Source organism: Streptomyces sp. NPDC032721 (genome assembly GCF_055579625.1).
In genome coordinates this window covers 47,873-73,727 of the sequence record NZ_JBVIMX010000029.1, presented here as the reverse complement: position 1 = coordinate 73,727, position 25,855 = coordinate 47,873, and the positions used below count along the sequence as shown (strand labels likewise).

The 25,855-nt window shown below is 68.7% G+C and carries 27 protein-coding genes; 9 read left to right on the top strand and 18 right to left on the bottom strand.

The genetic code is table 11. The features are described 5' to 3' along the window. Positions 1 to 825 precede the first annotated feature (825 nt). The 4 genes from ACZ5PB_RS39410 to ACZ5PB_RS39395 form a co-directional block, all read right to left on the bottom strand. Positions 826 to 2,301: a hypothetical protein gene (locus tag ACZ5PB_RS39410; RefSeq protein ID WP_468698099.1), complete on the bottom strand. Its 1,476-nt coding sequence runs from the start codon at positions 2,299 to 2,301 to the stop codon at positions 826 to 828. 225 nt (positions 2,302 to 2,526) lie between these two features. Next, on the bottom strand, positions 2,527 to 2,730 hold the full coding sequence (locus ACZ5PB_RS39405) for an ATP dependent DNA ligase (RefSeq protein WP_468698130.1): 204 nt from the start codon (positions 2,728 to 2,730) through the stop codon (positions 2,527 to 2,529). A gap of 141 nt (positions 2,731 to 2,871) precedes the next feature. Next, positions 2,872 to 3,579 carry a hypothetical protein gene (locus ACZ5PB_RS39400; RefSeq protein ID WP_468698097.1) on the bottom strand — a complete coding sequence of 236 codons (708 nt, stop codon included), beginning with the start codon at positions 3,577 to 3,579 and terminating at the stop codon, positions 2,872 to 2,874. Beyond that, positions 3,576 to 3,896 carry a PadR family transcriptional regulator gene (locus ACZ5PB_RS39395; RefSeq protein WP_468698095.1) on the bottom strand — a complete coding sequence of 107 codons (321 nt, stop codon included), beginning with the start codon at positions 3,894 to 3,896 and terminating at the stop codon, positions 3,576 to 3,578. Before ACZ5PB_RS39395 ends, ACZ5PB_RS39400 begins: the two co-directional genes overlap by 4 nt. A 324-nt stretch (positions 3,897 to 4,220) precedes the next feature. Between ACZ5PB_RS39395 and ACZ5PB_RS39390 the strand changes: the two genes are divergently transcribed. After that, positions 4,221 to 4,562 carry a hypothetical protein gene (locus tag ACZ5PB_RS39390; RefSeq protein ID WP_468698093.1) on the top strand — a complete coding sequence of 114 codons (342 nt, stop codon included), beginning with the start codon at positions 4,221 to 4,223 and terminating at the stop codon, positions 4,560 to 4,562. A 174-nt stretch (positions 4,563 to 4,736) separates the two neighbouring features. Here the strand turns inward: ACZ5PB_RS39390 and ACZ5PB_RS39385 are convergent, their stop codons facing one another. Continuing rightward, positions 4,737 to 4,910 (bottom strand): hypothetical protein, encoded by a 174-nt coding sequence (locus ACZ5PB_RS39385; protein ID WP_468698091.1) that lies wholly within the window; start codon positions 4,908 to 4,910, stop codon positions 4,737 to 4,739. Between the two features lie 171 nt (positions 4,911 to 5,081). Here ACZ5PB_RS39385 and ACZ5PB_RS39380 point away from each other — a divergent pair, with 171 nt between their 5' ends. Further along, complete coding sequence (locus ACZ5PB_RS39380) at positions 5,082 to 5,228, top strand: hypothetical protein (RefSeq protein ID WP_468698089.1); 147 nt, start codon at positions 5,082 to 5,084, stop codon at positions 5,226 to 5,228. 132 nt (positions 5,229 to 5,360) lie between these two features. Here ACZ5PB_RS39380 and ACZ5PB_RS39375 read toward each other — a convergent pair whose 3' ends face one another. The 9 genes from ACZ5PB_RS39375 to ACZ5PB_RS39335 all read right to left on the bottom strand — a co-directional run bounded on the left by ACZ5PB_RS39375 (position 5,361) and on the right by ACZ5PB_RS39335 (position 12,314). After that, positions 5,361 to 5,837 (bottom strand): GNAT family N-acetyltransferase, encoded by a 477-nt coding sequence (locus ACZ5PB_RS39375; protein WP_468698088.1) that lies wholly within the window; start codon positions 5,835 to 5,837, stop codon positions 5,361 to 5,363. Between the two features lie 316 nt (positions 5,838 to 6,153). Beyond that, the gene (locus tag ACZ5PB_RS39370) at positions 6,154 to 6,570 is read right to left on the bottom strand and encodes a restriction endonuclease (RefSeq protein ID WP_468698086.1); all 417 of its coding nucleotides are present in this window, start codon (positions 6,568 to 6,570) and stop codon (positions 6,154 to 6,156) included. 44 nt (positions 6,571 to 6,614) lie between these two features. Beyond that, positions 6,615 to 6,797 (bottom strand): hypothetical protein, encoded by a 183-nt coding sequence (locus tag ACZ5PB_RS39365; protein ID WP_468698084.1) that lies wholly within the window; start codon positions 6,795 to 6,797, stop codon positions 6,615 to 6,617. A gap of 97 nt (positions 6,798 to 6,894) precedes the next feature. After that, positions 6,895 to 7,743 carry a helix-turn-helix domain-containing protein gene (locus tag ACZ5PB_RS39360; protein ID WP_468698082.1) on the bottom strand — a complete coding sequence of 283 codons (849 nt, stop codon included), beginning with the start codon at positions 7,741 to 7,743 and terminating at the stop codon, positions 6,895 to 6,897. 14 nt (positions 7,744 to 7,757) lie between these two features. After that, positions 7,758 to 8,303, bottom strand: coding sequence for a DUF6879 family protein (locus ACZ5PB_RS39355; RefSeq protein ID WP_468698081.1), 546 nt, complete (start codon positions 8,301 to 8,303; stop codon positions 7,758 to 7,760). After that, complete coding sequence (locus tag ACZ5PB_RS39350) at positions 8,260 to 8,538, bottom strand: hypothetical protein (RefSeq protein ID WP_468698080.1); 279 nt, start codon at positions 8,536 to 8,538, stop codon at positions 8,260 to 8,262. Before ACZ5PB_RS39350 ends, ACZ5PB_RS39355 begins: the two co-directional genes overlap by 44 nt. Positions 8,539 to 8,673: 135 nt before the next feature. Then, positions 8,674 to 9,624, bottom strand: coding sequence for a hypothetical protein (locus tag ACZ5PB_RS39345; RefSeq protein WP_468698078.1), 951 nt, complete (start codon positions 9,622 to 9,624; stop codon positions 8,674 to 8,676). A 273-nt stretch (positions 9,625 to 9,897) separates the two neighbouring features. Next, entirely contained in the window at positions 9,898 to 11,208 is a 1,311-nt protein-coding gene (locus ACZ5PB_RS39340) for a replication-relaxation family protein (RefSeq protein WP_468698076.1), read from the bottom strand. Positions 11,209 to 11,687: 479 nt separating this feature from the next. Further along, complete coding sequence (locus ACZ5PB_RS39335; protein WP_468698074.1) at positions 11,688 to 12,314, bottom strand: DUF6461 domain-containing protein; 627 nt, start codon at positions 12,312 to 12,314, stop codon at positions 11,688 to 11,690. Positions 12,315 to 12,549: 235 nt separating this feature from the next. Between ACZ5PB_RS39335 and ACZ5PB_RS39330 the strand changes: the two genes are divergently transcribed. Beyond that, positions 12,550 to 12,936 carry a hypothetical protein gene (locus ACZ5PB_RS39330; RefSeq protein WP_468698072.1) on the top strand — a complete coding sequence of 129 codons (387 nt, stop codon included), beginning with the start codon at positions 12,550 to 12,552 and terminating at the stop codon, positions 12,934 to 12,936. A 132-nt stretch (positions 12,937 to 13,068) separates the two neighbouring features. Here the strand turns inward: ACZ5PB_RS39330 and ACZ5PB_RS39325 are convergent, their stop codons facing one another. The 3 genes from ACZ5PB_RS39325 to ACZ5PB_RS39315 all read right to left on the bottom strand — a co-directional run bounded on the left by ACZ5PB_RS39325 (position 13,069) and on the right by ACZ5PB_RS39315 (position 15,321). Beyond that, complete coding sequence (locus ACZ5PB_RS39325) at positions 13,069 to 14,457, bottom strand: tetratricopeptide repeat protein (RefSeq protein ID WP_468698071.1); 1,389 nt, start codon at positions 14,455 to 14,457, stop codon at positions 13,069 to 13,071. A 229-nt stretch (positions 14,458 to 14,686) separates the two neighbouring features. Beyond that, the gene (locus tag ACZ5PB_RS39320; RefSeq protein ID WP_468698129.1) at positions 14,687 to 15,067 is read right to left on the bottom strand and encodes a toxin Doc; all 381 of its coding nucleotides are present in this window, start codon (positions 15,065 to 15,067) and stop codon (positions 14,687 to 14,689) included. 2 nt (positions 15,068 to 15,069) lie between these two features. After that, positions 15,070 to 15,321, bottom strand: a complete 252-nt coding sequence (locus ACZ5PB_RS39315) for an antitoxin MazE7 (protein WP_468698069.1) — start codon at positions 15,319 to 15,321, stop codon at positions 15,070 to 15,072. A 291-nt stretch (positions 15,322 to 15,612) separates the two neighbouring features. On the opposite strand from ACZ5PB_RS39315, the gene ACZ5PB_RS39310 reads away from it, so the two are divergent. The 3 genes from ACZ5PB_RS39310 to ACZ5PB_RS39300 are packed head-to-tail and all read left to right on the top strand — an operon-like array spanning position 15,613 to position 20,067. Continuing rightward, positions 15,613 to 15,942, top strand: a complete 330-nt coding sequence (locus tag ACZ5PB_RS39310; RefSeq protein ID WP_468698067.1) for a CU044_2847 family protein — start codon at positions 15,613 to 15,615, stop codon at positions 15,940 to 15,942. Beyond that, positions 15,939 to 16,784, top strand: a complete 846-nt coding sequence (locus ACZ5PB_RS39305; RefSeq protein ID WP_468698066.1) for a S1 family peptidase — start codon at positions 15,939 to 15,941, stop codon at positions 16,782 to 16,784. The genes ACZ5PB_RS39310 and ACZ5PB_RS39305 overlap by 4 nt, the downstream gene beginning before the upstream one ends. Then, the gene (locus ACZ5PB_RS39300; protein ID WP_468698064.1) at positions 16,777 to 20,067 is read left to right on the top strand and encodes a hypothetical protein; all 3,291 of its coding nucleotides are present in this window, start codon (positions 16,777 to 16,779) and stop codon (positions 20,065 to 20,067) included. Before ACZ5PB_RS39305 ends, ACZ5PB_RS39300 begins: the two co-directional genes overlap by 8 nt. Before the next feature lie 39 nt (positions 20,068 to 20,106). On the opposite strand, the gene ACZ5PB_RS39295 is transcribed toward ACZ5PB_RS39300, so the two are convergent. Beyond that, positions 20,107 to 20,568: a DUF4232 domain-containing protein gene (locus ACZ5PB_RS39295; RefSeq protein WP_468698127.1), complete on the bottom strand. Its 462-nt coding sequence runs from the start codon at positions 20,566 to 20,568 to the stop codon at positions 20,107 to 20,109. Between the two features lie 1,027 nt (positions 20,569 to 21,595). Between ACZ5PB_RS39295 and ACZ5PB_RS39290 the strand changes: the two genes are divergently transcribed. From ACZ5PB_RS39290 to ACZ5PB_RS39280, 3 genes are all read left to right on the top strand, one after another. Then, positions 21,596 to 22,852 (top strand): RICIN domain-containing protein, encoded by a 1,257-nt coding sequence (locus ACZ5PB_RS39290; RefSeq protein WP_468698063.1) that lies wholly within the window; start codon positions 21,596 to 21,598, stop codon positions 22,850 to 22,852. Positions 22,853 to 23,396: 544 nt separating this feature from the next. Continuing rightward, entirely contained in the window at positions 23,397 to 24,614 is a 1,218-nt protein-coding gene (locus ACZ5PB_RS39285) for a DNA/RNA non-specific endonuclease (RefSeq protein WP_468698061.1), read from the top strand. Positions 24,615 to 24,644: 30 nt separating this feature from the next. Further along, a complete protein-coding gene (locus ACZ5PB_RS39280) occupies positions 24,645 to 25,691 on the top strand; it encodes a hypothetical protein (RefSeq protein WP_468698059.1) in 1,047 nt (348 codons plus the stop codon). Positions 25,692 to 25,855 lie beyond the last annotated feature (164 nt).

The following is a 25,855-nucleotide window of genomic DNA, read 5'->3' as shown; positions in this document are numbered from 1 at the left end:
CGGGCACTCAGCATGGAGGCGGCCGCCGGCCGCCGGAGCAAAAACAGCTCATCGGGGAACAATCCAGTGCGCGGAGCGCACGCGGGCGAACACCCGGTAGCTCATCGGTGCCGTGCTTGGTCCGGTCGAGGCAAAGTTCCCGGTTCTGCTTGCGCTCCCCCTGCCCGGTGGAGCCCAATGAAGAGGACGGGACTCACGTGCACCTGTCGGTTCCCCGGGCGTCCGGGACACCCTGGCCCCCCGTTTGCCGCGGGGGGCCATATCCTGCCCCTGCTCCGGCGCCCCACCCTGGGGGAAAACGCAGTCCGTGCGGTACGTGTCGCGCTACTCTCCCCCCTTGCGGTACTCACAGGGTGGGAGATAACGATGGACCGGGCAGAGCTGCAGGCCAAGCTCGACGAGCTGATGCGTCAGTACCACGACGAGGAGATTGACAGCGCAACGTACTTTCAGGCGCGGTTGGAGTTGACCACTCCGCCCAGGAGTGGTGCCTGGTCCGCAGCCGACCCGTCTCACCGAAGGTGTACCGATGCGCGGCAGCGTTGGTCGATCTATCGAGTAGTTGGCCAGAGCCTCGGCGCCAGCGCGAGGCTACGGTCTTCACACCGGCAGGCGCTCTCCGGTGTCGGAGGTCCATGCACCATCCCGAGCGGCCCCTGTGGACACAGACCGCAGCAAAACGCCAAGGCCCGGTGCCACAGGGAATCCCACGGAACCGGGCCGCTGTTCTCGGATGCTGCTGGATCGGCTCTGGGAAATGACCCGGTTCGGTGATCTTCTAAAGGGCCCTTCCCGTTGGCGCGGGCCGGATTCAACCAGAGCGAGTCACCACTGGCGGTAGAGCCGGTCCCGTTCCATTGCGAGCTCGTCGATGAGCTCCTGATCGCTGGGGGGTGCGGGCTTGGCCAGACGGTGCGAGACATCGCGGTAGAGGCGAAGCGCTGCATCGTCGCCGGTGGTGAGAAGGGCGGACCACAGCGGGCCCTCGGGGCCGGTGCCCTGCTCAACCAGTACGAGGAGTTCGACCTTGTCGTGATGGTCGAGACGGTGAAGCTGGTGCAGACCGGTCTTGTGCTGGAGTTCCGACCAGGTTCTGGTGCTGCGCTCTCGGGATGCTTTCTTGAGCGCTCCGCGGATAGCCGGGGCCAGCTTGGCCATTTTCTCTGCGCGAGCCGAGCGGAGGGAGTGTTCTTCGGCTTGAGCTCGTGCTAGCTCTGCTGCTGCGACTCTCTCGGCCCGTTCCCGTGCGACGTCCCGTTCCTCGGCCTCGCGTGCCCGATTCTGAGCCTCTCGTTGGTCGGCTCGCGCCTGTTGCATACGGGCGTAGGTCGCGGCAACGATGTCCCGTTCCTCTGTCGAGGCGTCAGGGTCGCCCCTCACCAACTGGGCGGCCTGGTAGTACAGGTACTCGGAGGGATCCTCCTTGAGTCGTTGCACCACCGTTCGCCGCTGGCGCCCGCGTTCCTCCAGCCAGAGTTCACTGCGTCGTAGCGCGAGGTGCAGGCGGGCAGCGTCGTCGGGGGCCAGGTCCGTTTCCAGGAGCTGCCTGGCGGTGACGGTAGCGTCGCGGACTTCCTTCGGGCCGCCGTTGGTGGTGTCGAGCCGGCGCAATACCTGCCGGACCGGATCAGGCCGCCGTGGGTCCGGTGCTGTGCGGGGGGTGATGGTGACGATCTCCCGCTGTGCCGGAACGCTCGTCTCCTGAGCACGGGCTGTCGGTACGCAAACGGCGTTGGGCTTGGTCGGGGAGGCCAAGCCTTGAGGAGTGAGGACGACATCGTGCAGGTCCCAGGTTGAACCCTCGCTATAGATTTCGATACCGAACTCCATGGTGCGGCCGCCCCCGGGGCGGTCACGGAACCGCACCCGGTAGAAGTAGCCGCGCTGAGAGAGAAGTCCAGGGGCCTGAGTCCCCGGGCCCAAGATGACCTCTTCCTGCTCGTGGCCCTGCGCGACACCTTGGTTCCGATCGAGGTGAAGCAGCAGGGTGCGTCCGTCCTCCAGGTGGATCCGCACTGCGGATCCCATAGGTTCGGGGTAGGTGAACTCAGCGGCCATGCCTTGGGCGTGCAGCCACCGCGCCAGGTGGGCCTTGGCGAAGAGGTGATTGGCGTCGTCCTTGCCACGGTCCTTGCGGCGGCTGCACGCATGGTCAGAGTCGCCGCTTCCGTGATGAGCGAAGTGGCAGATCTTGTCTATGCACAATCGAGTCGTGAGCTGACGGCCGCAGCCGCCTTCGAACATGGTGCCGCACCAGATGGTGACGCCCTCATGCTCACGTCGGAAGGCTTCCAACTCCACGGCAGTCTCAGGGCACAGTGCCGGCTCATCGGACTCCGGACTTCCGAAAACTGCGGTTTGGATAAGACGCCGGTCCATCCTGCTCCAAATTGCTCCAGAAGAGTGACTTCTGCTCATTGTGCACCCGCCCACTGACAACGGGTCGGCGACACAACTCGACCGGAGCACAGCCCAGTTGCCAGAGGGAACACCCCACCGGGATCACCGCAGGTTCCGCTCCAGCGATCAGCCTTCCCCGGACGCCAGGTCGGAGCGCAGCCGGTGGAAGGAGGGAAGGCGCAGGAGTCCGGCCCTGGTGCGGGTCGCGTAGCGGACTTCGGCGACCAAACGGGGCAGCACCCAGCGGGCGCCGGGCACGGCCGGGGCGGCGGTGAAGGGGCAGGTGTCGACGGCGGCGACCGCCAGGAGGCGGGCGAGGTCGGTACGGATCTGATCGGTGAATCCGGCGCCGACACTGCAGACGTAACTCAGGCCGCCGTGCTGGCATCCCCGCGATCGGGCTGCCCGAGTACGCGGCCGCGGCCAGGGAGCCGAACGGGCACCTGCTCTGGCAGGGGCGGCGACCGGACGTCACTTGTCGGTCGTCGCCCTCTCGGCGAGTTCGAGGCCGCGGATCCGCTGAAGCCACCGGGTCAAAGCGAACATCGCGACACCGCATCCGCCGACCCACCCCCAGCCCTCGGTCAGCAGCACGTGCAGGCCGTCCTCCTGGGCGATGTAAACCACCAGCCCGGCAGGGGGCAGCCCGACCACCGTCTCCCGGCGGGCGCGGGTCGTCAGAACCCAGTCCACGGGGCGCCACAGGCGCCCGATGCCGTCCCGCGCGCGGCAACGAATGGCGGCGACGAGGATGCCGGCCGCGTACCGGCGTTGCTGCCGCGGGGTGAGGAAGCCGGATTCGGGGTCTCCTTCCAGGTCGGCGAGCCATGCGGAGCGCATGTCTCGCGTGTCCCCGGCGATGGTTGCTGCCCAGGTCGCCCACCTGGCCGCTCCGGGCTGCCGACGCTGTTGCGGGATGCTCCGCACTGCCAGGCCATTGTCGACTTCAACGGAAGCATGGCTGTGGCTGTCCTCCACGGCCAGCTTGATAGCTGCGATCAGGTCGGCCTGGATGCGCTTCCCCGCACAGAGTCGACAGGTGACTGGACTCGTCCCGTTGTCCGGGCAATCGTGTTCCGGCACGTAGAGCTGAGCCTCCGCACCACACTCCCTCAGCGGCCTGAAGACAAGCTGCGACTGTTTCGCATCGAAATGTAAGCAGTTCTCATCGTGCTTCACGCGGCACCCCCGGCAGGGCGTAGAGCGAACCGTGAACGTCCCGCTGTCCGCGCCGCCAGGGCTGCGCGGGCCTGGGTGCGGCCGGTGGCGGTGAGTTCGTAGAAGCGACGCGCCGGCCGGCCGGGATGGGCGGCGGTCTCGTCCCACTTGGTGAGCCAGCCTCGTTCGAGGAGTCGGTCGAGGATGGGGTAGACGGTGCCGGGGCCGAGGTCGGCGTCGCGACAGATGCTCAGGCCCCAAGGCGGTGTGTCGGGGCCTGCGTTGAGGAGGACGTCCAAGACCGCCATGGTGGGCTTGGTAAGTCTGATGGTGGGCATGCCCCCAGTGAAGCATGTATCGAGTACGAGTGATGGGTGTTTGCCGATCAGGCGCCAAGTGCGCGGCGGCCATCGTAAAGCCGGACCGGCACCTGCTCGACTGGTTGCCTCGGCATACGGCAACGGATCACAGCGCGTCGGGCAGAGGCTATGCTGTGCGCGATGGCCGCAGCGTCGGCCCGGCTTCAGCACACCGGCCCGTGACCGGTGGGTGTCCACAGCCCCAGGTGCCTCGCATCAGCGCAGCAGAACCCTTTCCATTCGGCATGCCCTGAGAACAGTGCGCCGGGTCACGGAACAACCGTGTGCACGCAGGGAGTCGTCATGGTCCGGAATCACGCCCGCAAGGATGCTGCGCGGATTCGCCGCCGCGAACACGCCGGGGAAAACCACAGGCAGTCTGTCGCCCAGGTGCGCAACGAGGGTGACTCCCCACAGGAGCACCGCTTCTACACCCGGAATTACTGGGAGTGGACCGACGGCCCTGAGTACCAGGCCCTGATCGCTAGCTGCACCTGCGGATGGAGCGGCGGAGACGACCATCCCCAGTGGGAGGACAAGCTCGGCCGTCACGGCGCGTACGCCCACCTAGTCACTGTCGTCGAGGGCGAAGCCGAACAGGGCGCACATGACGAGTGGTACTCCCAGCACATGTACGGGCTCTGACGGAGCAGCTGGGTACAGGCCGGTAGTTCGGCACCCGTACTGACATCCGTGGGACCGCGCGCGACCGTCCAGCCCTCCGGCACGTCCGTATCCGCCCTCCAACGGCAAGTTCCCTCAGCCCCCAGGTGGCCGCGTAGTACAGGGCCCGGTCGACGGTGAGCTCGGGGACGATCTCTACACGGGCAGGAACGAGCTAAACATGCTGGCGGTCCGGTGGAAGTAGATGTTCGCGTTGTCGAGCTGCCGGACGACGTCGAGGCCGTCCGGGCCCGCCGCCTTGTCCAGCGGCAGACCGCCCCGGGCGGCCTTCCCAACGGGCTCGCGCAGGGCTTCGCACAGGTCCGCCACCACGGTCAGTAGCGCGGGGGTCGGACCGGAGGAGGACAGCGCAGCGACCTTCCGCAGCGCTGGAGCTGAGCTCAGGAGGAGGTCGGCCTGCTGCTGGGCGGTGAGACCGCCGCCGATGACCCCGCCGGTGCAGTCCGGAATGACGCTGTTGGAGCCGGTGAGACCGCAGGTATGGATCGCTTCCCAGTCGGCGTCGGCGAGGTCCCACCGGCAGCTCTGGTACTGGAGCTTGAGGTCGGCCAGGCATTGCAGGCGACCTGGTCGGCGAGGACGGCGCGGTCGATGTACGGGTCGACGGCGGCCCGGACCAGCCGCTAGAGCTCCTCCGACGCAACGGCTTCGAGCTCCCACTGCACCGGCCGGTCAACGCCATCGCATCGTTGCCGGGCCCCGACATTCGGAGCTGCCAGCCGCATGACGACCCGCCGCGCCAGCGGAGGGTGTGGGGGGCTAGATCGAGCGCGAGAACATCTGCTCGCCAGGGAGCGGGGAGGCGCCGACGTCGCGGTGCCTGGAATTGCCGGGAAGGATGACCGGCTGCCCCGGGGCGTGGATGGTGAACCCGTGGCGCCGGTAGAACTGGGCCAGTCCGGCGTCTCCGGCGGTGAACTGCCCGTAGGCCAAGAAAGCGCGATGTTCACGGTGGATTGCCAGGGCCTTGATAAGGAGAGCCGAGGCGATTCCCTGACGGCGGTGGTCATCAGCGACGGCCAGGGCGCGAATCTTGACGTAGGCCATGGCGGTGGCCCCCAGGGCTACGGGGTCTGCTCCGTCGCGCTCCATGCCGCCAAGGACGGACAGAGGCGGAATGCTGGAGCAGACGCCCACGATGCGCGCAGTGGGCGTGTGTTCGGCGACCAGGAAGACGAACTGCCCGGCTCCGAACTTGCTCACGAACGGACCGCCTTCGTCGATGACTTCCCGCATAGGCTCACGGTCGTCGAAATCCCCGTGCCCTTCCATGGCAAGAGCGGCGAGGTCGGTGAATGCTCTGCCTTCTCCCGGGCGGGCCGCCCTGACCAGGATGTTGTCAGGCAGCTGATTGAGACGGCGGCGTCGGGGTTTGCCAGGCTTGTGTCGTCCCACGGGCGTCCTCTCGGGTGGGGGCAGGCCGTGACCCGCGCCGGTCACCAGGACACCCGGTGGCCGACGGGAGGCACGGTTACCAGTAGGACGGAAGGCCGCACGCTGATGCGGGCCAATGCGGTCATCACGCCGCTGAAGACGTGAATGATGGCGCGTTTCACTCGGCTCGGGGCAATCCTTCAGCCGTCTGCGGCTCGGGTGCAGCCTTCAGCCGGTCCAGGCGTTCATAGAGGGCACGGACGAGGCGCGCGCGGTTCTGGACACAGCGCACGGTGCCCTCGATCGTCGCGGGCAGTTGGCTTTCCGCTTCACTCAGGACGAGGTCGGCGAGCGCCTTGGGCCCGCTACTCTTCGGCAGTTGGTTCGTGTGGCGGCGTACGTCGGAGGCAACCGCGTGTGCGTGGGCGGTGAGCTGGAGGGCGATCTGTTCGTAGTCGCGGACCGTGAGTGTGTCTTCGCTGGTCCATGCGAGGGCGACCCTGACGAGGCTCTCGTACGGTTCGCGGTCGAGCGGGAGTTCCGCCCCGAGCAGGCCGTCGGGGTCGTGCAGGACGGTGTGGGTGCTGGTGTGCATGGCGGGCCTCGCTGCCGGGAGCGTCTCGTGCGGGTGGCCGGCGGTCACTGCTGGGGGTCCTGGCCGCTGTCGGCTCCGTCGTCCTGGTCCTCGCTATGCCGACTGAGGAACCGGGCGAAGCCCCGGTCGGCGCGGGCCAGTAGGTCCGGGGAGGGGACGCCGTAGTCAGGCGACTGGAGGCCGCAGCCCTCCGGGGCCGGGGCGGTGCTGTCGGGGTGTGCGCGCATGGAGCCCCGCCTCTCCGGCTGGTGGTCCGTCGGTGTCTTCGACGCTACGCAGCGTGGCGGGAGGTTCTCAACGAGATTGCGGGTAATTGCGGCCGGTTCACTCCAGCGCGTCGATCGCGTCCCGGATGAGGGTGCGGGCCGCGTCGCCGTGGACCGCTATCTCCGCGAGGCCGGCGAACGCCCTCATGTAGTCGGCGATCTCTCGCGGCTGGGTCACCTTGATCTCCGCAGTCAGCGTCTCCACCACCGCCGTGGTGTCGTCGTGGATGTAGAACGCCTCCAGCGGCCACACGGTGCGCTGCGCGGTGAACGGGATGATCCCCAGCGAGAGGGAGGCGAGCGGCATCACGGTCAGGAGGTGGCGCAGCTGTCCGCGCATCGCGTCGGGGTCGGCGGTGCGGTAGTGCAGGACGGATTCCTCCATGAGGACGACGTATTTGTGTCCGCCCTCGTAGAGGAACCGGGAGCGTGCGACGCGGGCGGCGACCGCTTCGGCGACATCGTCGGGGGTTCCCTGGAAGCGGGTGATCTGGGTCATGAGCGCGGTGGCGAACGCTGGGGTCTGGAGGAAGCCGGGCGGGACGTTGGAGAGGTAGACGCGGCAGATGCGGGTCTGCTCGTGGAGGTCGTTCCAGTCCTGTTGGACCTTGCGCATGCCGCCTTGGTGCAGGCGGCGCCACTCCATGTACATCGAGTCGACCGCGCGGGCGGTGGCGATGAGGTCTTCCGCCTGGTCGTCGGCGCCGCACGCCTGGCACCAGGTGCGGATGTCGGTGTCCGAGGGCGCGGCGTCGCCCTTTTGGAGGCGGGTGGTCTTCGCGGGGTGCCAGCCGCACCGGGCGGAGAGGTCCTTCCCGGTGAGGCCGGCGTCCTGGCGCAGGTGCTGCAGGCGTGCCGCGAGGGCTACGCGGGCTCCTTGGGCGCTGGACGATGGAGAGGCGGTCATCGGCAGGTCGAGTCCTAGACGGTGTACTTCTCGTGTGGGATGCCGCGCTCCCACACCGTCTCGAACGCCGTGGCGCACAGCGCGGCCGCGGCCGGGGCGCTGGTGCGTTCCTTGCCGTCCGGTGCCCAGTCGCCGGTTCCTGTGAAGTGATGGAACTGCACGAGCGTCCCGTCCAGGAGCCAGAAGTCGTTGCCGGGCAGCGGAATGTCGGAGGCGTGGCGGCGGGGCAGCCAGCGCACGTCCTCTCCGGCCTTCAGGTTGAGCGGGGTGATGGCATGCTCGTAGCGGATGTAATCGGTGACCGGCTCGGAGACGATCCGCGCGCGGCGCATCACCACACCGCGGGCGACCGCGTCCTTGACGAGCGGCATCCACTGCGGCCAGAACGAGCGGCCCGCATCGAGGTTCGCAACGCCGGTGCGCAGGAAGCTCTCGAAGTCGTCGGCTTCGTCGCCCACCGCGTAGAGGTCGCGCATCTCCAGGTGGACGGCCGTGCGGTGGGTGTCGGCAAGCAGCTCAGCGAACGTCGCGGTGTTCAGCTGCTGCGCGTTCCGCTGCATTGCACGCCTCCCTCAGAATCGCCGCCATGCGGACCGGAATCCGGATCACCCGCTCGTGCGCCGGGATCCCCGTCTTGTGGCCGGCCACCCACTCCGTGGAGCCGACCAGGGACTTGAGGAGGGCGTCGGCTTCCTCGCCCTGGAGGATCAGGTCCGCGCTCTCCTCTTCAACCCACACCGTCGGTGATCCCTCACCGCCGGTGTTCGGGTCGATCCCGACGAACCGTAACGTCATCGCGTGCTCCCGTGTCGAGTCGGTTGCGCATAGTTGCGCGCACCGACCGTCCCGCAGTGCAGAGAGCCGGTCAAGAGGACTGAGGACGTTGGAGGGCTGCCCCACGGGCTGCGGAGCGGGCCAGCCCTCCCAGGTTCACTTCCGGTGGGCCGGGCGGGCGTCCAACTCCGCGCGCAGGCGCTCCGCGATGGGCTGGTGCCGCTGGACGAAGTCGGGGTCCTTCAGCTGGTCGGGTTCGGGCAGCTGCTTGTACGGAGCAGGACACCGTCCGGCGGACGACCATCCCAGGGGACGCAGCCCGGCACGGTTCATGTCCCGGTCGACGCCAGCCAGGTAGTCCGCGTCGACAGGGAGCTCCCCGTTCGACTGCCAGATCACCCCGTCCAGGGCGATGGGGAGGCGCGAGGGTCCGAAGAGGAAGCCCAGACAGCGCTCGCGCAGCACCGCCGCGCTCTGCTCGGGGCTCAGCGGGACACCCTTCTCCTCACCTCCGGGACCGGGGAGTTCGGTCCTGCAGTCGGTGTCCGGGAAGATGTCGATCTCCCCGAGAACGACGTGCGCCGTCGCGTTCTCACGGTCGGGGTAGGACCAATGCCTCGGGAGAAGGACAATCACGTCGTAGGCGTCGAGGGTGTCGGCCACCGCCGCCGCGAGCGGGCTGCGGTCGGTGCGGGGCAAGCCCCTGCCGCTCTCCTGTGAGGGGTGACGGGCCTTCCACATGCAGGTGTGGCGTGTCAGCAGGCCGGGGCCGTCCGGCGAGGCCCACAGCGCGCTGGTCGTCGGCTCTGGCGGGGTGGCCGGCTCAATCTCCTTCCTCCGGCGGCGGCCCGCGCCGCTCATGCTCCACCGCCAGTAGTCCTCGGCTTCCTCAAGTAGCAGCACCCGTTGGCCGCTGTGTGCCCAGGCCGCCGCGATCCCGCCGACCAGGGGGTAGAGGTTGCCCGAGCGCTCCGCCAGGAACCGCAGGACGTGCGGTGCGTGCGGCATATCGCCGGTCGTCGCGCGGCGCAGGGCCTCGGTGTACTTGGCCCCGCTGCGGCTCGCCCGGCGGGCGGACTGCGCGGCGGTGGACTGGTTCTTCGGCATGACGTACTCCTCTGCCAGGCCGGGCCACGCCCCCGACTCCGGCTCGTACGACTGCCGTGGATACGACGGAACGCAGAACGGATAAGGAGCGGGCCCCGAAGGACCTTGACCCCCGCGTCCGGCGGCGTGGCTCCGGAAGCGGGCGGTGATCGGCAGTACGCACTAGCCGGACAGGAGGCTACCCGGTGCAGCCGTACCGGCCGAAGCCACGAGCCGCCGGTTCCCTCGAACGAGCGAGGTCTCCGGCGGCCACCCGGTACTTTTCCCCCTTCGTCAGGTCTGCCGGCGGAACCAGCCGCGGCCCCGGTCCGGCCCGGGGTCGTCCTCGGGCTCCGGCGGCTCAACGGCCTGGAGCCGGGCAGCTTCGGCGGCGGCTTCCTCGCGGGCAATATCGTCGGCGCGGCACGGGCCGCACACGGACGTGTCCCCGGCCCGAACGGCGGTCCGGTGCACGGTGACCTCCTCCCAGCGCTGGTCGGTGAACTTGTCCCCACACCGCGTGCACATCGGGCGCCGCGCCTCCTCCTCCGCGGCCGTGCGCCGCTTCTCCTCCGCGGCCGCGCGGGCGGACTGGTCGCGGTAGAGGGCCTCGCCGTCGGGGTTGTCGAGCGCGGCCGTCAGCGTCTGTGCGTCCTTGCGTCCCAGGCGGCGCCACACTGCCGCGTCCGCGCCGTGCTCCGTCAGCTGCTCCAGGGTGGTGACGACGACGGGCACTGCCTGGCCGTAGTCCTTGGCGGTGATCCCCTGGTGGTAGCTCTCGTACGGGCGCGGCGCCCAGTAGTGGCGGCCGGCCTCCTCCAGCACGGCGACCGTGTTGGCGACTTTCACCTCGGTGGTGTCCGCGAAGACGAACGCGAGGGGGACCAGGCCCTCCCGGCCGGTCGGCGGATAGACCCGCCGCCACAGCCGCTGCTCGTGGTCCACGAGTTGCTCGATCGCCTCCGGCCGCGAGCGGACCAGGTCGATGGTGCGCTTGTCCGCGTCCTTCGGGAGCAGCCGGCCCCACTCCCAGTACCGGCGCAGCTTGTGCACCAGTTGGTGTGCGTCCTCGGTGCGGCGGTCGACCTCCAGCAGCAGCACCGGCACCCCGGCCTCCGGTGCCCGCACCACCAGGTCCGCCCGCTGGACGAAGCTGTTGCCGAGCCGGTGGGCGATCTCGGTGGCGAAGCCGAGCCGGTGACCGAGCCCGGCACGGTGGAGTTCGGCGGCCGTCGAGGTGACCGCCGCGGCATGGTCGTCGTAGCTGGCCCCGAGCAGCTTCCCGGTGACCGGGTCGTACTTCTTCTCACGCAATGCCGAGACCCGTATGCCCTTCGGCTCCAGCAGCTGCTTCGCCTCGCCGTGGCCTCGCTTCGTCAACACCCACACCTGCCGCTGGTCGTCCCGGACCGTTTCGATCCTCACCAGATGGTGGTCCTCCAGATCCAGGAGGTTGTCCCGTACGAGCCTGTCGTGCCGGTTGTCCGGGCGGGTCAGCTTCCACAGCTGATCGGGCGTAGCCCTCTGGAAGATCCCCAGCGCCTGCAGCAGTTCCCTGCGTCGAGGCTCGGTCGAAGTCCTCCTGTGCGCTGGCTTCCTAGGCACGAGAGGGTTGTCGGCGCTGCGGCGGCGCCCCTTGCGGGTGCTCTGGCCTGCGGAAACACCCGGTTCTTGGTGACGGGGCGCGGAGGGGGTGATGGAGGGGTCCACGGAGGGGGACTCTCCTGCCTGGTCAAGGGGCTGTTCGGGCCGGTCTGCGGTGCTCGCCACAGGGCACTCCTGGAAGTGGGGCGGGCCAATCCCGCCGTTCACTCCGTACAGGTGTAGATCTCGACTCGCGTGTGACAGATGCCCTTGGAAAACCTCTCCGCCGTCACCGCACCGTGACCTCTCTGATCTCTCGCAGCGAAGGTTGATGTCCCGTCACAAATGATCTGGTCCATGGCCATACCGGTGACCTGCGACGACCAGAAGAACCGAGACGCTGAAACGCCGAGAATCCCGTTTGGCCTGGTCCCAGGCTCAAGGAGCACTGTCGTCGTCTCAGCTGATCTGGTCCGTGTCTATTGCTCTGCAATGGCTGGTCACTTGATCTCTGCGCTGCCGCAGATGAAGGCGGTGTCCTGGAGATGGACCGGCGTGAGGCGGAGGTGCGTGAGGTGCTCGGCGAGGGCGAAGGCGGCCGGGATGGCGTGGTCGGTGTCGAGGTCCTCCGTCGTGGTGTGCTCTTCTGGGAACTCGAAGCCGAGGTGGCGGATGACATCCAGGAGGTCATCCGGGTGGGATCCGTAGCGATGGCCGGCGTCACGCAGGTCGAACTGAAGGCACCGGTCTGTGTTTTCGGCCCAGAGGAATACGCCGTCGTTGTTGGCGTTGCTGTTGTCGTAGTGGGAGATCCAGCGAGTGCCCACTGAAGCGGGCAGCGCCTTACCCTCGTTGACGCCGTGCCAGCCGTTGGGCTCGACCATGAGGGTCCACGGACCGAGCGAGGTCATACCGAACAGTGTCCGCGAGCCGTTGAACGGGGCGTACAAGTCATAGGCCGCATCGACCAGTTCCGGTATTCCGGTGCGTACGGGCTCGGCCCTGCCCTCCAGCCGGCGCAGCAGCTCCGCTGGTGAGACTTCGTGGACGAGGGTGATGCAGTAGGCATCTGCGAGGTCCGGGAAACGTTCCTCGAACCACATGTAGTCGTTGATGTGAGCAGTCATGCCCGTGATCCTTGCTCACTCCACTGACAACGCGTGAGTCTCCGCAGTCTCGGTGCACTGCCCAGATCATCTGAGACGACAAGTGAATCGGACCCGTTCAACTGAGACAGGGACCAGATCGGCAGAGACGGGACAGTTGAGCGTTGTCACCGGGTGAACGCTAGGTTTTCTCACTGAAGGTTGAGTGGACTTTCGTCCGGCTTCCGAAGCAGCCCCCCACGGGCGAGGTATGGGCATGACACGTGAAGATCTCGCCGCGCTGCTCGGTGAGCAGACGACGGCATGTGATCCAGCGCGTGCCGCCCTACTCAGCGGAGGCGCCTTTGTCATCTGGGACGGCTTGGTCCCCGCCAACCAGCTCATGCACACCTACCAGGCCAGGCTTCGGATCACCCAGAAACGCGGCCAGCAGACACAATCCCTGGCAGCAACCGTCAACATCCTCGACCAGGCGGGAGACGCCCTCCTCCGGATCGGCCGCATCGACGCCGCCGACGAGTCGTGGACATTCATGCTCTTCCTCAACGCCACGACTACAGCGGTAATGGCCTGCACCGGGGTGGACCGGGCGAGGCCCACCACGGGTTCAGCCTCCAGTCGAAGCGGCGTTGACCCCGGATAATGCGAAATGGGTCCGGCAAGACCGCTCAATCTTCGATGACACTGCTCAACCTTCGCTGCGACAGGTCACTCTCGCAGCGAAGGTTGAGCAGTGTCATCGGCCGAGGATGTGCCGCCAGTACGCAGGTACTGGCTAGAACGGCGGGTCCTCCATGTGCCCCTCATGGTCTTCCCTGCTCCCGCCGTCGTTCTTGCTGCTCCCGCCGTCGTTGTCCTCCGCGTCGTCGCCCCAGTCCATGGTGGGTCCCCACCGCTGTTCCTGCTCCTCGCGTTGAGCAGCAACGCTGGGGATGGCAGCAAGTGCTTCCAGGGGACGGTTCTGGCGTGCCAGCAGGTGCGCGCGGTCTGTGGTGGCGTTGCGTCCAGGGTGTTGTGCGAGCAGGCCGATGGCCTCGTCCAGTCGGCTGTCTTGGGCCATCAGTCCGGCGATCGTGCAGACTCGTTCCTCGGCCTCCAGGTCAGGTATGGCTTCGATTTCGGTGATGGCTTCGCGGTAGCGCCCCAGTTCGCCCATCAGCCACCACCGGTTGGACGGAACCCAGTCCCCGCGCTCCGCGACGAACTCCGGGCTGCACTCGTCCAGGAGCTGCAACGCCCGGTCGTGGAGCCCGTTCTCAGCGAGCAGGAAAACCACCCCTTGCAGGGGGCTCTCCCACGGGTCTTCGAAGGCAGGCCGCCCCACTGCGATGGCTTCCTCTATCCGGCCCTGCTCGATGAGGAACTCCATGAGCAGCCCCTGCTGACCGCCCGGATACTTGGCCGTAGCGATGTACCCGCGAAGAATCTCCTCGGCGTCCTGCGCGCGTCCCGCCGCCGTGAACGCCTTCAACAGAGGCCGGAAGGCTTCGCGCGCATGGTCGCCCGTGGCCGCTTGCTGCAGTTCCTTGAGCCGTCCGTGCCGAGCCAGCAGCTGTGCGTAGGACTGGACGGTGTTCTGCGGGCCGTACCGGCGCGCGGCGCCATCGTCGCCGAGCACCCGGATGGCTTCCTCGACCCGCCCCGACCGCTCCAGGACCTCCGCCTGGAGGTCCAACGCCTCCCAGAGCGGGTGAGAACGGCCCTGCGCCTGGTGATGGCGTGCCTCGTCGGCAAGCGGCACCAGGAGCTCCAGCACGCGGGCGTCCCTCCCCTGCCCCTCCGCCATCGCGACCAGGCAGCGCATCGTCCACCGGTCCCGCAGATACGGTTCGAGAAACGTGATCGCCTCGTCGATGCGGCCGCACTTCACCAGGGTTTCGGCGTACACCTCACACGCGCCCGCCGAGGACTCGTCCCCCACGGGACGCGTCAACGCCAATGCCTCCTCCCCCCGGCCCGACGCGAGCAGGATGTCCGCACCCGCAGATACGGCGGGCAGCCAGCCGGTCTCCGCGAACGGCTTCATCACCGCCCACGCCCGCTCGAACTCACCCGCCGATTCCAGCGCGCGCACGGCGCCCTGCGCGCAGAACCAATCGCCCCGCTCGGCTGCCGCCCGGACCACCAGGTCCACGTGCCCGTGCTCCAGGAGAGAGTCCACCACCTGCGGAGGGACTCCTCCTATCCGGTCCGCCTGCCACTCAAGATCATCAATATTCACCGGGAAAGAATAGGAACCACCACTGACAATCCGGCACACCCCCTTCGTCGGGAGGTGCGGCATGCCGCACTGAATCGTCGAAGCGGCGGACAGCAGCTCGGACCGCGGCCGCATGGCACTCGGGCACAGGACCATGTCGCTTCCCGCCCGGACCCTGGCCCGCCCTCGGTGGTCAGTCCGCAGTGTGCAGGGTGCGCAGACGGTCCGCGATGTCGAAGACGTTCACCCGCAGGGCCTGAATATCCCGAATGAGGTCGCGCCACGGCTCGTACCCGTCGTCGACGCTCTCCCCGGAGGCGCGGAGGTAGGCGATGGCCACTCCGTAGGCGAAGTACTCGTTGCGGGCCGGCAGCGGCCGCAGCAGCACGAGCTGCTCCAAGAGCGCGGCGGCCCGCCAGTAGGCGTCAGGTGAACCGACCGCCAGCTGCGGGGTGTTCACCCGGTGCCGGGCTACCGCGGCCACCAGGGCCGAGTAGTCCAGGACGGCGAGCTCCTTGCCGAGGAGCTCTTCCTGGCGGTCGAGCAGCCAGCGGACGTCGATGTGCAGGTCCAAGGTCACGCCGCCCGGTGCGCGCGGCGTACGACGGGGGCGGGGAGTCCGCCGAAGTCGCGGTCGAAGGACTCCGCGATCCCCGGCCGGGCCACGACCTCACGGAACGCGGCAGTGGCCCGTCCCAGAGCGAGCTGGTTCTCCTCCTGCACGGCCAGTTCGGCGAGGTAGGCGCGCACGCTCTGGCCGCGGGCGGCGGCGATCGCAGCGAACCGGTCCCGCGTCTCAGAATCGATCTTCACGGTGGTGTCAGCCATACCCCGAGTATGCACCTATGACTACGCCCGCGAATACAGATCGGGGAAGTCAGCTCACTCCGTGTAGACCGTATGAAGCATCCAAAACCGTGGCCGCCGTCGGTTCTGAACGCTGATGTTCTGGGGAGAGGTTGACTTCCGTTGGCCTCCGGCCGAAACGGTGGAGCGGGTACAGCCGCATACACCGGGAGGCACCGCCCGCGACGGGGGAACCTCCCGTTATCCCTCCCTCCGTCCGGCCCTTCGGGGCTACGCTGGCCGGCAACGGAGACGACTCGATGGGGAGCCGCCATGGCTGACCAGAACGCTCCTTCGCGCGTACGGATCGAGACGGTCGAGACCGATGGACACGGCTCGCGTCAAATCAGCAGCAGGACGCGCCGCTCGGCCCCGCTCGCCGACCGCGCCGACGAGGTGCGCGACGCCATCCAGCAGGCGACGGCCCTGGCCCAGGACTCCCTCGCCCAGGTGCCCGAGCGGCACGGCTGGGCGGTGAGCAGCGTGCAGGTCACCTTCGGCCTGATGCTCGCCGCCGAGGCGGGCGTCATCCTGTCGAAGGCGTCGGCCGAGGCCTCTCTCGAGGTGACGCTCACGGTGGAGCGGGCCGACGGTGCGCCATGACCGCGGAGTCGCACGCACAGTCGTACTGGGTGCGCATCCACGAGGGCGGGCTGCACCTGGGGGCCGGATTCCTGGTCACCCGGGGTTTCGTCCTGACCGCGCTGCACGTCGTGTCGGGGGCCTCCGGTGACGACGTACGCCTGGAACTGCACCTTCCGGACGGGCAGCGGGTGCCGGGCCGACTGTGCGACCGGATCGAGGACTCGGACCTGGCGCTCGTCGCGGTCCTCGACGCCCATGCGTACGACCTTCCGCTCGCCCCGCCCACCGACCGTCCGCGGCCGGACGTGGCATGGCTCGGCACCTATCGGCCGCCGGACGCGAAGACCGCGCTGAGCGGGCAGGTCACCCACGCGCCGATCACTCATCGCAGCGACGCGCACGGCGAGTTCACGGGGCTGCAGATGACCGTCGCCCAGCTGGTGCACGACTTCGCGGGCTACTCGGGCAGCCCGGTGCACGCCGTCCCCGCCGACGCAGGAACGGGCGAGCCGCCCGTCGTGGGCATCCTCATGGAGCAGGAGCTCAGCCGCGCGGACGGCTCCCGGGACACGAACGTGGTGTTCGCGGCTTCCGTACTGCACGCGGCCGAGCTGTTCCCGTACTTCGACGTGGGTCATCTGCGCGACGTGGTGGCCGGGAAGCCGATGGTCCTGCCGGGTTCCAGACCCCCGGACGAGCCCCGGCGGGGCCCGCCGGCCGTGGATGTCGAGGGGTACTTGAGGAGGGTCCGGCAGTTGCTGGACGACGGCCTCATCTCACCGGAGGAAGCCGCGCGGAGCCGGGACCGCGCGCTCCGTGTGCTGGACGACCAGTTGTTGGGCGGCGCCTCGGGTGACTGAGCATACGGAGAACACGGAGGACGCCGAGAACTCGGAGAACGCCGAGAACGCAGAAAGTACAGAGCACGTGGAGCACATCGTTCCGGGGTGGGCGCAGCGGATCGCCGCCGCCGAGCGGGCGGTGCGGGGCGAGCCCGGATCGCTGGACGCGCTGCGCGCCCTGATCACGGCGCCGGCCGACGACCGGGAGTTCCTCCGCACCCCTGACGACGCACGGCAATTCGCCTACCTGGTGACCCTGTTGCGCGAGCTGGACCTCGGCGAAGAGCTCGCCGCCGCGCTGGACGTGGCCGTGGAGTGGATCGACGCGCTGCGCGTGGAGCCGCGGTACCGGTGCGTGGTGCACAACCGGCTCGCCGTGGTCCTCATCGACGAGGGCGGCGCCCGTCTCGACGGTGCCCTGACCGCGCTGGAGTCGGCGCTGGCCGCCACGGACTCCCCCCTCGAAAGAGCCCGCACTCATACAAGCCTGGCCCTGTGCGCCGCCGAGCAGGGCAGGTGGCGGGCCGCCGAGTCGCACGCCTGGCAGGGAAACGGGCTGGGCCGCTCACTGCCGGAGTCCGGGCTCCGCCTCGACGTACTCCTGCGCACCACCTCGGTGCTCCTGCTGTGCGCGGGGCGCGCCGCGGACGACGTACGCATACGTCAACTGGCCCAGGATCTCGGGGAATTGTGCCGTCAACAGATGGACCGGCTGGGGGACGACCATCCCCGGTCCCTGGAGGCCCTGGTCCTGATGGCTTCGGCACGGCACGAAATCGCCGTGCTGGACGGTGACTTGACCGGCATGGAGCGGCTGATCGACGTCCTCGCGGTGGCGGCGCAGCGCGCGTCGACCACGCTGGGGCTGCGGCATCCGCAGGCCAGGGCGGTACGCAAGGTCCTCGCCCACACGTACGAGACCACGGCCCTGGCCCGCGCCGCCGGCCCGGTCGCCGCTCCACCACCCCCGCCCTCGTCTCCAGCCCCCGAGCTCCGCACGAGTCCCCCTCTCGTCCTCGAACTCCTCGTCGGCGGCCTCCAGGGCGCGACGCCCGAGCGGACGCTCGGCGACCCGCGCGTCGCACAGATCGACGGCGACGAGATCGCGGCACTGCACCGCAGGGTCGAGGACCTGGACGCGGAGCAGCGGCCGCAGGACTACGAGGGGCGCACAGTGCCCGAGTCCTACAGCTGGGGACCGCTCGCGCCGGGCAGGCCAGGTCGGGTGCTGTGGTTCCTGCTGCTCCCCTTCATGCTCGTGAACCTCGCCACCTGGATGCACCCGCCTGCCCGTGGTCACCTGCGCACCCGCAGGCTGCACTCCGTTCTGATCAGGCTCGCGGCGCTCAGCCTGACGGTCATGGTGGTGACGGCCGTCTGCGCGCTCTTCATGGACCTCGTCGCCTGGCAGTGCGCGGGCCGGACCGCGTGCGCGCGCGGTCAGAGCTTCTGGCTGGGCTTCCTCTCGGCGGAGTCCGGCTGGTGGGGGCAGCCGGGCAGGCGGCTCGCGGTGGGATCGCTCCTGCCATGCGTGCTCATCGGTCTGTTGCGGCGGCTGTCCCGGCAGACGTGGAACGCGTACGAGTCCCAGCAGCCGCCGGCCCGTCCCCCGGAGGAGACCGACGACGCGGGGGCCTCCCGGCCCACCCTCTCGTTGCCCGGTTTCTGGTACGGCAGGCGCCACCTGGCCCGGCTCAACTCGATGCACACCACCGCCGGGCTGACCACCGTCGCCCTGCTGCTCGTCACGGCGACGAGCAGCTACGACCGGCGGTCCGGCGGACCGGCCGCCCTGGTCGTGTGCGGCCTGCTGCTCAGCGTGCTGGTCGCCTCCTTCGGACTGATCGCGGTCTGGGGGGTCTGCCGTCGGGGCCGCTCCGAGAGCTGGATCGACCGGAGGCTGGACCTGGCGCTCACCCGGGCCGTCACCACGGGCTCGGCGGTGCTCGTCGGGCTCTGCCTCCTGTACGCCATGTGGTCCCGGCCCCGCTGGCGGTCGGCTGGACTGCTGCCGAGCGGTGAACTCGTCTACGGCGGGCTGCTGTTGACGCAGGGCGTGATCGTGGTGGCGCTCGCGGTGGCCGGGACGGTGCTGTTCCGCAGTTCTCCCGCCCCGTACGTCCTCCTGCGGGGCCTCGCCCCCGCGACCGCCGTGACGCTCGCCTTCGCCCTGTACAACATGATGGCCGCAGGCGCCGTGCAGGGACTCGCGGACTGGCTGGGCAACTACGGCGGGCCGGGCACGGCGGGCGGCCCCATCACGGGCCCCTCTCCCCTGATCACCTGGCAGATGTCCACCATCCCCGTACTGCTCGCCGTGCTGCTTTTCCTCGCCGCTGCGATGCACCTCCGGCTGCGCCGGATCGCGCGGTGGTTGCGCGCCTCCGTGGCAGCCGACCATCCGGGCGACCGCCCCGACCCGTCGCGCACGGACCGGATCGCCACTGCCCTGGCGCACGCCCGTACCACCGACTCGATCCCGATGATGCTGAGCACCATGGCCACGGCCGTCCTGCTGCTGAGCACGGCCGCCGTGGCGGGGGCCCTGGTCACCGGCGCCCCGCCGGGCGGCCCGGGAGCCGGGCTGCCGGAGCCCCTGGGGGAGCTGAGCCGGGTGCTGAAGGGGATCGGGTCGTGGCTGATCGCCCTGGGGGTCCTCGTCTTCCTCAACTCCAGCCGCCGGGCCTCCCGCGCGCCCACGTCCCGCAGTCTGCTGGGCATCGTGTGGGACCTGGGCACCTTCTGGCCCCGCGCCGCCCACCCGTTCGCGCGGCTCAGTTACTCGGAGCGGTCCGTCCCCGATCTCACCTGGCGGATGTCGACGTGGTGCCGGTCGACGGGCGGCCGGATCCTGATGTCGGCGCACTCCCAGGGCAGCGTGCTCGCGGCCGCCGCCATCTGGCAGCTCTCCCCCTCCGAACGTCACCGGGTCCAGCTGCTCACCTACGGCTCACCGCTCGAGCGCCTGTACGGGCGGCTGTTCCCGGCGTACTTCGGGCAGCAGGAGCTGCGGGCCCTGCACCGCGAGGTGCACACCTGGCGCAATCTGTGGCGGCCCACCGACCCCATCGGCGGCCCGGTGTTCCGTGCGGGGCAGGACGACGGCCCCGAGGTCGACGTGCAGTTGAAGGACCCGCTCGCCTACGGCCGGAGCGTCCGGCACCCGCTGCCCGCGCCGATCCACGGGAACGCCGACTACAGCGCCGACCCGACGTTCGCCGAGGAGCGCGCACGCATGGCTGCGTCGGCGTTCCCGGCACTCGACGGCCCGGCACCCCGCCGGTCGCTCGGCGGTACGTAGACGGCGGACCGGCACGCGCCCACCACCACCGTCAAGGGGTCAGGCGCCGGGTCGGACCGGGCCGACGAGGGTGCCCCTGGTCACCTTGAGCCTGCCCTCGGCGACCGACGTACCGGGGATCTGCCCGCCCGGGGCCCGGAGCGTGAACGACACCTCGTTCGCGGGCTTTCCCCTGCCGGAGTTGGGGACCTGGATGTCGAAGTGCACCGGGTGGCCCGGGCCGAAGGTCACCGCGGTCCTCTGCTTGCCGTAACGGCCTGCGGTGATCCCGCTGTCGGAGCCGTGGTTCGCGAACCGGACCTCGGTGGGCGAACCCGCCAGCCTGCACGGGGCGTACCCGCGCGGCGCGGTCAGGGTGACGCGGTAGTGACGGTGCCCGGCGCTGTGCGGTGCGGCGGTGATCTTCGCGAGATGGTTGGCCGGACGGCATGCGGACGGGGCGGAGCCACTGCCCTTCGCCGGTGCGGCCTGTACGGCTCCCGCGCCGGCCGAGCCTGCCAGCGCGAGGGACGATGCCCGCGGAACCTATGAGCAGCCCCTGGCGGGCCACGCTCGGTTGTAGACCGGAGGCCCTGTCCCCGACGAACACCCGGTCATGCGGTAACCAACCCGCGGATATCAGGCTGACCGCGCGTCGTCGCACGACACGCACCCCGGCCTCCCGCCGGTCCCACAGCACCACCCCCGGCCCGCCCAGCGAGCCCAACTCCCCCTGCCCACTTGACAAAACGACCTACATATCAGGTTCACTTTTCGCGTGTCCCTTTCTCATTGACCGCGGCCCGTTTCCGTCCTAAAGGACAGCCCGGTGAGACGAACTCCCTGCTCTCCCACTGGCCGGGGGTGGGGTATGTCGCGTGTGGCGGGCGAAGTGTCGGAGTCTCCGTCGTACGGACGGGGGGATTGACGAAGTTCTGGTCTGGTCGACGTCGGGTGTCGATGTCTTCGAACCTTCGATGCCGTGGCCTACTTTCTGCCGGCGGTACGGGCAGAAGCACTATTCGGGGATCCACTGGTTCTCTACGATGCGCGTCCACGGCAGCTACGAGTGCCGTCTTGAGCTGACACGGCTGCTCTACGCCGACTTCGACCCGGACGTGGCACGTCTTCGCCCACCCGGTCTTGCTTTCCACCACTCTCGAATTTCGGTCGGTGTAGCGCGCGCTGGTCGAGGGAGCTCTGGAAGCCCGTCGGACGGCGGGGTACAGGTAATGCTCCTGACATGCCGTGTGCAGCGTTTTTTGGCCATCCCTGGGCCGTTCTCGGTACTGGCTACCAGCCAGCTATGCCCCGGCTTTGACCTGTGCAAATCATTGTGAATCAGGTCAATGCCACTTCACGCCGATGGAGAACAGGCCACCCCGGTATACCGGTGGAGCGGCCTAATCACTCTGGCCGGTTACGCCGTCGTCGTGCTGCTCCTGTTGACGCTACGTTCAACAGCGATCCGCACCATCACACCGACCACACCACTGGCCGGGATTCCCGCCTGTTCCAACGCGGGCCCGTCCAAAGGGGGATGAGCACGATGCGTCACTCACGATCGTCCGGTCGCTGGCGAAGAGGGATCGTCGCCCTCACGGTCGCCGCGAGTTCCGCGCTGACCGGCCTGACGGCAATGGCCCCGACGGCGGCTGCGGCCGAGACGAAGCCCGCCGCGTGGGCAACTGGCCAGCCCAAGCTCGGCGACGCCTGTACCGCTGCCGATCTCGGCAAGCGGCACCCGTTCATCAAGTCCACCCAGATCGTTCCGACGATCACGCACTTCAAGGGCTGGTACGTCACCGAGGGAACCATGGGCTCGCAGACGGTGGAGACCAGCACCCAGACCGTGATCACGGTCTCGGTCGGGCTGAACGCCTCCGTCCAGGGAAACTTCCAGGTCGAGGCACTCGGGCAGGTGGGGGCGAGCCTGGGACTGACCGTCCAGACGTCCTTCAGCCAGACCAGCAGCGAGTCGAAGTCGATCAGCTGGGACTTCCACGAGCCGGGCTACTACGCCCTGTACGAAGGCACCCGCAAGGTCACCGGCCAGTACGGCAGCCTGAACTGCAACCGGGTCGACCTGGGCAGCGGCAGCTACGCCACCACGTGGGTGGAGGGCCCCGAGAGCGGCTCCTACACCACCTATACGACCCTCGAAGCGGGCGCGGTGCGCTGCGAGGACACCGTCCCCGCCAGCAGCATCATGCGCAAAGCCCAGGACATCCTCGGCTGCGGCGCCGCCCCGGCCCGCGCCGAACACACCTCCTCCGCCGACAAGGCGATGACGCCTGCGAAGACAGCCCCGAAGGAGACGTCCGACGCGGCTCCCGCCGCCGGTGCGTCCTCGGGCTTCACCTGCGACGCGGGCTACTACAAGATCGGCACACCCGACCGGGCCCTGTTCTGGACCGCACCCCTGCAGCAGGGCGACAGCGTGCGGCTCAGGCCCTCCACAATCTTCAGCGGCAACCTGGACCAATGGCAGCTGTGCCGCGGACCAGAGACGCAGGGCGTCGCCGAACAGATCCTCGTCAACCACCGCACCGGCAAGTGCCTGGCCATCGCGGAGCAGAACGCAGCCAACGAGCAGGCACCCCTGGTCCAGGCCGACTGCAAGGCCGATGACCTCCAACGGTTCTACATCTACCGCGATGTCCCAGGCACCAACAAGATCGGTGTCCAGAACAAGTACACCGGCTCCATGATCGGCCACGACCGCTACGCCGACGGCCAGCCCCTGCGCCAGTACAGCATGGGCAAGGCCGACGGCACCGGCACCTACGTCCTGGTCAAAGCCTGACCTGTGACACCAGGCTCGATTCGGAAGCATCGGTGACACCCGCGTGGGCCCCGGGGACTCCACGTCCCCGGGGCCCACGCGCGCGACAGGGGGCCATGCGCAGAGGTGCTCAGCGGCGGAATGGCGCAGTAGGGGCGGCGGACGGCTTGTTGAAGTGCGCGGCGTGAGCAGGGAGTTCGCGCCGGAAACCTCCCCGCCTGTGGACATCACTGATGCCGAGGCCCGTCAGCGCCTCGTCAGTTCGGACACCAGGGCCGGCCGTCGTTCCAGCAGACCAGGCGCGCAGCGGCGCGGCAGGCACACTCGCCTGCTGCCCTGCTGCCCTGCTGCCCTGCTGCCCTGCCGGGCCATTCGTGGCTGACGGCTTTCCAGGACCGTGGCCGACCCCGTAGCGAACGGGGCAGCTCCGATCAACTCCGTTACGAACAGACCGAATCAACCAGAGGAACGAGAGGGAACGATCATGTCCATACCAGGTATACATCGCCGTCACAGGGGGCAGAACCGAAGGCCGAACAGGCTGCGCCATGCCCTGTCAGGGGCGATGGCAGCTGCTATCGCGGCAGCCATCGCATGCAGTGGCACCGCGACAGCCGCAGAGGCGCCCGCCCCTCGTGCCGAAGGCACAAGCGCCGTCACGACGGGCCCGGCGAAACAGCGCGTCACGTTCCAGATGTTCACGGCGCGAGTGACGGAGCTGGTCACCACGACACCGGACCACGCGGGCAACGTCACCGTGCGCCTGGCCGGCGGGAGGACAATTCCCATCCCGGCATCCGACAAGGACCGCGTGATGGCCCGCGCCGCCCAACAGGCCAAGGCCCAACTCCAGAGCCCCGCCGCGCCCAGACCGTGCGGCACCGCCTATGTCACGCTCATGGAGAAGTCCAACCACCGCCCGGTCAAAATCGAGACCGGGTTCATCGTGCCGGAGAAGGCCACCGGCTACGAATGGCTCGTCACCATCAAGGGGCCAGGCGGCTACACCCGCGACTACACCAGGCGCGGCAACCTCGCCCTGCGCAAAAGCTGGGCAGGAGGCGATGAGAGCGACAAGGACGAGGCCCCGGGCCTCTACACAGCGATCGTCGACCCCGCCGCATCCTTCGTTCGGCTCCTCAGCGGTGACCCCTGCATTGCGAGTGCGAAGGACACGGAGCGCCTGACCATACCCCAGGCCGCATGCATGGACGTGTCCCAGCCCAATTCCGGCGACGGGTGGATCCGCAACAGCACCGAGCCGGTGCCGCACCGTAACCGCACCGACCCGACCAGCCCGGCCGGTACCCGGGCGGCTGGAGCGCAGGCCTGCCTGCGCAAGAACCTGGGCAAGGGCAGTGATGCTTCGGGAGAGCCCACGGGGTGGCTGGACGCACAACTGTTCCGCGACACACACTCGCCCGGTACCACGATCGCCCGGTGCCACCTGATCGCCAACATCCTCGGCGGGAAGGGGCAGATACTGGACGGCGGACAGGACAATCTCGCCCCGTGCTGGCAGGTGGGACTGAACACGGGAACGCCCAGCATGCGAACCTACGAGCAGCAGATACAGAAGACGCTCGCAGCACTCCCCGAGGGGTCGGACGATGCGGTCTTCTACGTGGTGACCCCCTTGTACAGGGACAGCGAAAGCACGATTCCCACGGGCGTCTCAATGAGCGCTGCGCTTCAGAAGCCGGACAGAACACAGACCTTGCTCTTCGTCGACACCGTCCTCAACACCAAGGGCAATACTGGGCTGCTCAACCTCGGCAACTGATCCGACCTGATCCACCCGCAGGGAGCTAGAATGAGCCACACCACCCCGCCGCGACCTCTCGACGTTGTCGCGGTCTTCCCTCAACTGGCTCCCCTCGCACGTATGGCGACCCGGTTGCATCCACGCCCCGGCTCGCCCACACCGCACGACAGCTCGGTCGGCGGGCCGCTGCTGTGGCCCGCCGACGAGCCGTGGCCGTACTGCGACGGGCCGCACGAATGGGACGGGGTGAACGCAGCCCTCTCGCCGCAAGACGTCCGAGTGCAGCGGCGCATCCGGGTGGCCGTGGCGAGCCGGCCGCACGGAATACCCGAGACTGCCCGTTACACGCCCGAGGAACGCGCGATCGACGAGCGGATCGATGCCGGCCGCCCCTGGCCCACGGGCTCGGTCGCCATGCTGCCCGTGGCCCAGCTGTTCGTGCGCGATGTTCCCCTGCTGCGTCCGCCCGGCAGGACAGGCAGCGATCTGCTCCAGGTGCTGTGGTGTCCCTTCGACCACCCGGCACATCCCAGGACGGCCCTATTCTGGCGGTCCGTCGCCGCGGTCAACGATGTCCTCGACGTACCTCCGGAGCCGCCGGCGGTCCAGTTCCCCGGCTATCTGCCGCAGCCATGCCTGCTCGAACCGGAGCAGGTCACCGAGTACCCCCACGTGCTGGAGTTGAGCGAAAAACTGCAGCAGCAGTTGGGGGACTGGAACAGATGGCAGACGGCCGGAGCCGCCGTCGACAGCTACTACGCGCCCGCCCCGCAAGAGTTCTACATGGGCAAACTGTCCATCGCCCCCGGCTGGAAGGTCGGTGGCTGGACCCGCTGGGGCCTAACCGACCCCGAGCCCCGACTCTGCCTCGCATGCGGCACCGAGGCGGAGCCGCTGCTGACCATCGCCACCACTGAATGGAATGCCAGCACCGACAGCTGGGCCCCCGAGGAGGACCAGACCAACTCCGCTGCGATCCTTCCCGGTCATCCTCCGGCGAACTCCACCATGATCGACCTTGCACGAGGCTACGATCTGCAACTTCATGTCTGCCCGGCCTCCCCAGACCATCCGCACATTGAGCTTATCCAATAAGCGACTCGGTCCTCATGCAGTGCTCCGTGTTGGCGATAGGAGACCTGGGAGACAATCCCGCCGGATGGGACCAACACAGGGGCCAAGGTCGTGAGACAAGACGCTGTGACCCACGAACGAGACACGGAGAGAACCTGCAGGTGGCCATCACGGAACGGGACATT

Bases quoted from the DNA above. Each gene is read 5' to 3' on its own strand.
- ACZ5PB_RS39355 (WP_468698081.1), bottom strand. From the start codon at position 8,303: ATGCAGCGGAACGCGCAGCAGCTGAACACCGCGACGTTCGCTGAGCTG.
- ACZ5PB_RS39305 (WP_468698066.1), top strand. From the start codon at position 15,939: ATGACCGCGGAGTCGCACGCACAGTCGTACTGGGTGCGCATCCACGAG.
- ACZ5PB_RS39280 (WP_468698059.1), top strand. From the start codon at position 24,645: ATGAGCCACACCACCCCGCCGCGACCTCTCGACGTTGTCGCGGTCTTC.
- ACZ5PB_RS39290 (WP_468698063.1), top strand. From the start codon at position 21,596: ATGCGTCACTCACGATCGTCCGGTCGCTGGCGAAGAGGGATCGTCGCC.
- ACZ5PB_RS39315 (WP_468698069.1), bottom strand. From the start codon at position 15,321: ATGGCTGACACCACCGTGAAGATCGATTCTGAGACGCGGGACCGGTTC.
- ACZ5PB_RS39360 (WP_468698082.1), bottom strand. From the start codon at position 7,743: ATGACCGCCTCTCCATCGTCCAGCGCCCAAGGAGCCCGCGTAGCCCTC.
- ACZ5PB_RS39345 (WP_468698078.1), bottom strand. From the start codon at position 9,624: ATGCCGAAGAACCAGTCCACCGCCGCGCAGTCCGCCCGCCGGGCGAGC.
- ACZ5PB_RS39375 (WP_468698088.1), bottom strand. From the start codon at position 5,837: ATGCGGGAAGTCATCGACGAAGGCGGTCCGTTCGTGAGCAAGTTCGGA.
- ACZ5PB_RS39365 (WP_468698084.1), bottom strand. From the start codon at position 6,797: ATGCGCGCACACCCCGACAGCACCGCCCCGGCCCCGGAGGGCTGCGGC.
- ACZ5PB_RS39380 (WP_468698089.1), top strand. From the start codon at position 5,082: ATGGATCGCTTCCCAGTCGGCGTCGGCGAGGTCCCACCGGCAGCTCTG.
- ACZ5PB_RS39330 (WP_468698072.1), top strand. From the start codon at position 12,550: ATGACACGTGAAGATCTCGCCGCGCTGCTCGGTGAGCAGACGACGGCA.
- ACZ5PB_RS39395 (WP_468698095.1), bottom strand. From the start codon at position 3,896: ATGCCCACCATCAGACTTACCAAGCCCACCATGGCGGTCTTGGACGTC.
- ACZ5PB_RS39310 (WP_468698067.1), top strand. From the start codon at position 15,613: ATGGCTGACCAGAACGCTCCTTCGCGCGTACGGATCGAGACGGTCGAG.
- ACZ5PB_RS39370 (WP_468698086.1), bottom strand. From the start codon at position 6,570: ATGCACACCAGCACCCACACCGTCCTGCACGACCCCGACGGCCTGCTC.
- ACZ5PB_RS39390 (WP_468698093.1), top strand. From the start codon at position 4,221: ATGGTCCGGAATCACGCCCGCAAGGATGCTGCGCGGATTCGCCGCCGC.
- ACZ5PB_RS39335 (WP_468698074.1), bottom strand. From the start codon at position 12,314: ATGACTGCTCACATCAACGACTACATGTGGTTCGAGGAACGTTTCCCG.
- ACZ5PB_RS39350 (WP_468698080.1), bottom strand. From the start codon at position 8,538: ATGACGTTACGGTTCGTCGGGATCGACCCGAACACCGGCGGTGAGGGA.
- ACZ5PB_RS39285 (WP_468698061.1), top strand. From the start codon at position 23,397: ATGGCAGCTGCTATCGCGGCAGCCATCGCATGCAGTGGCACCGCGACA.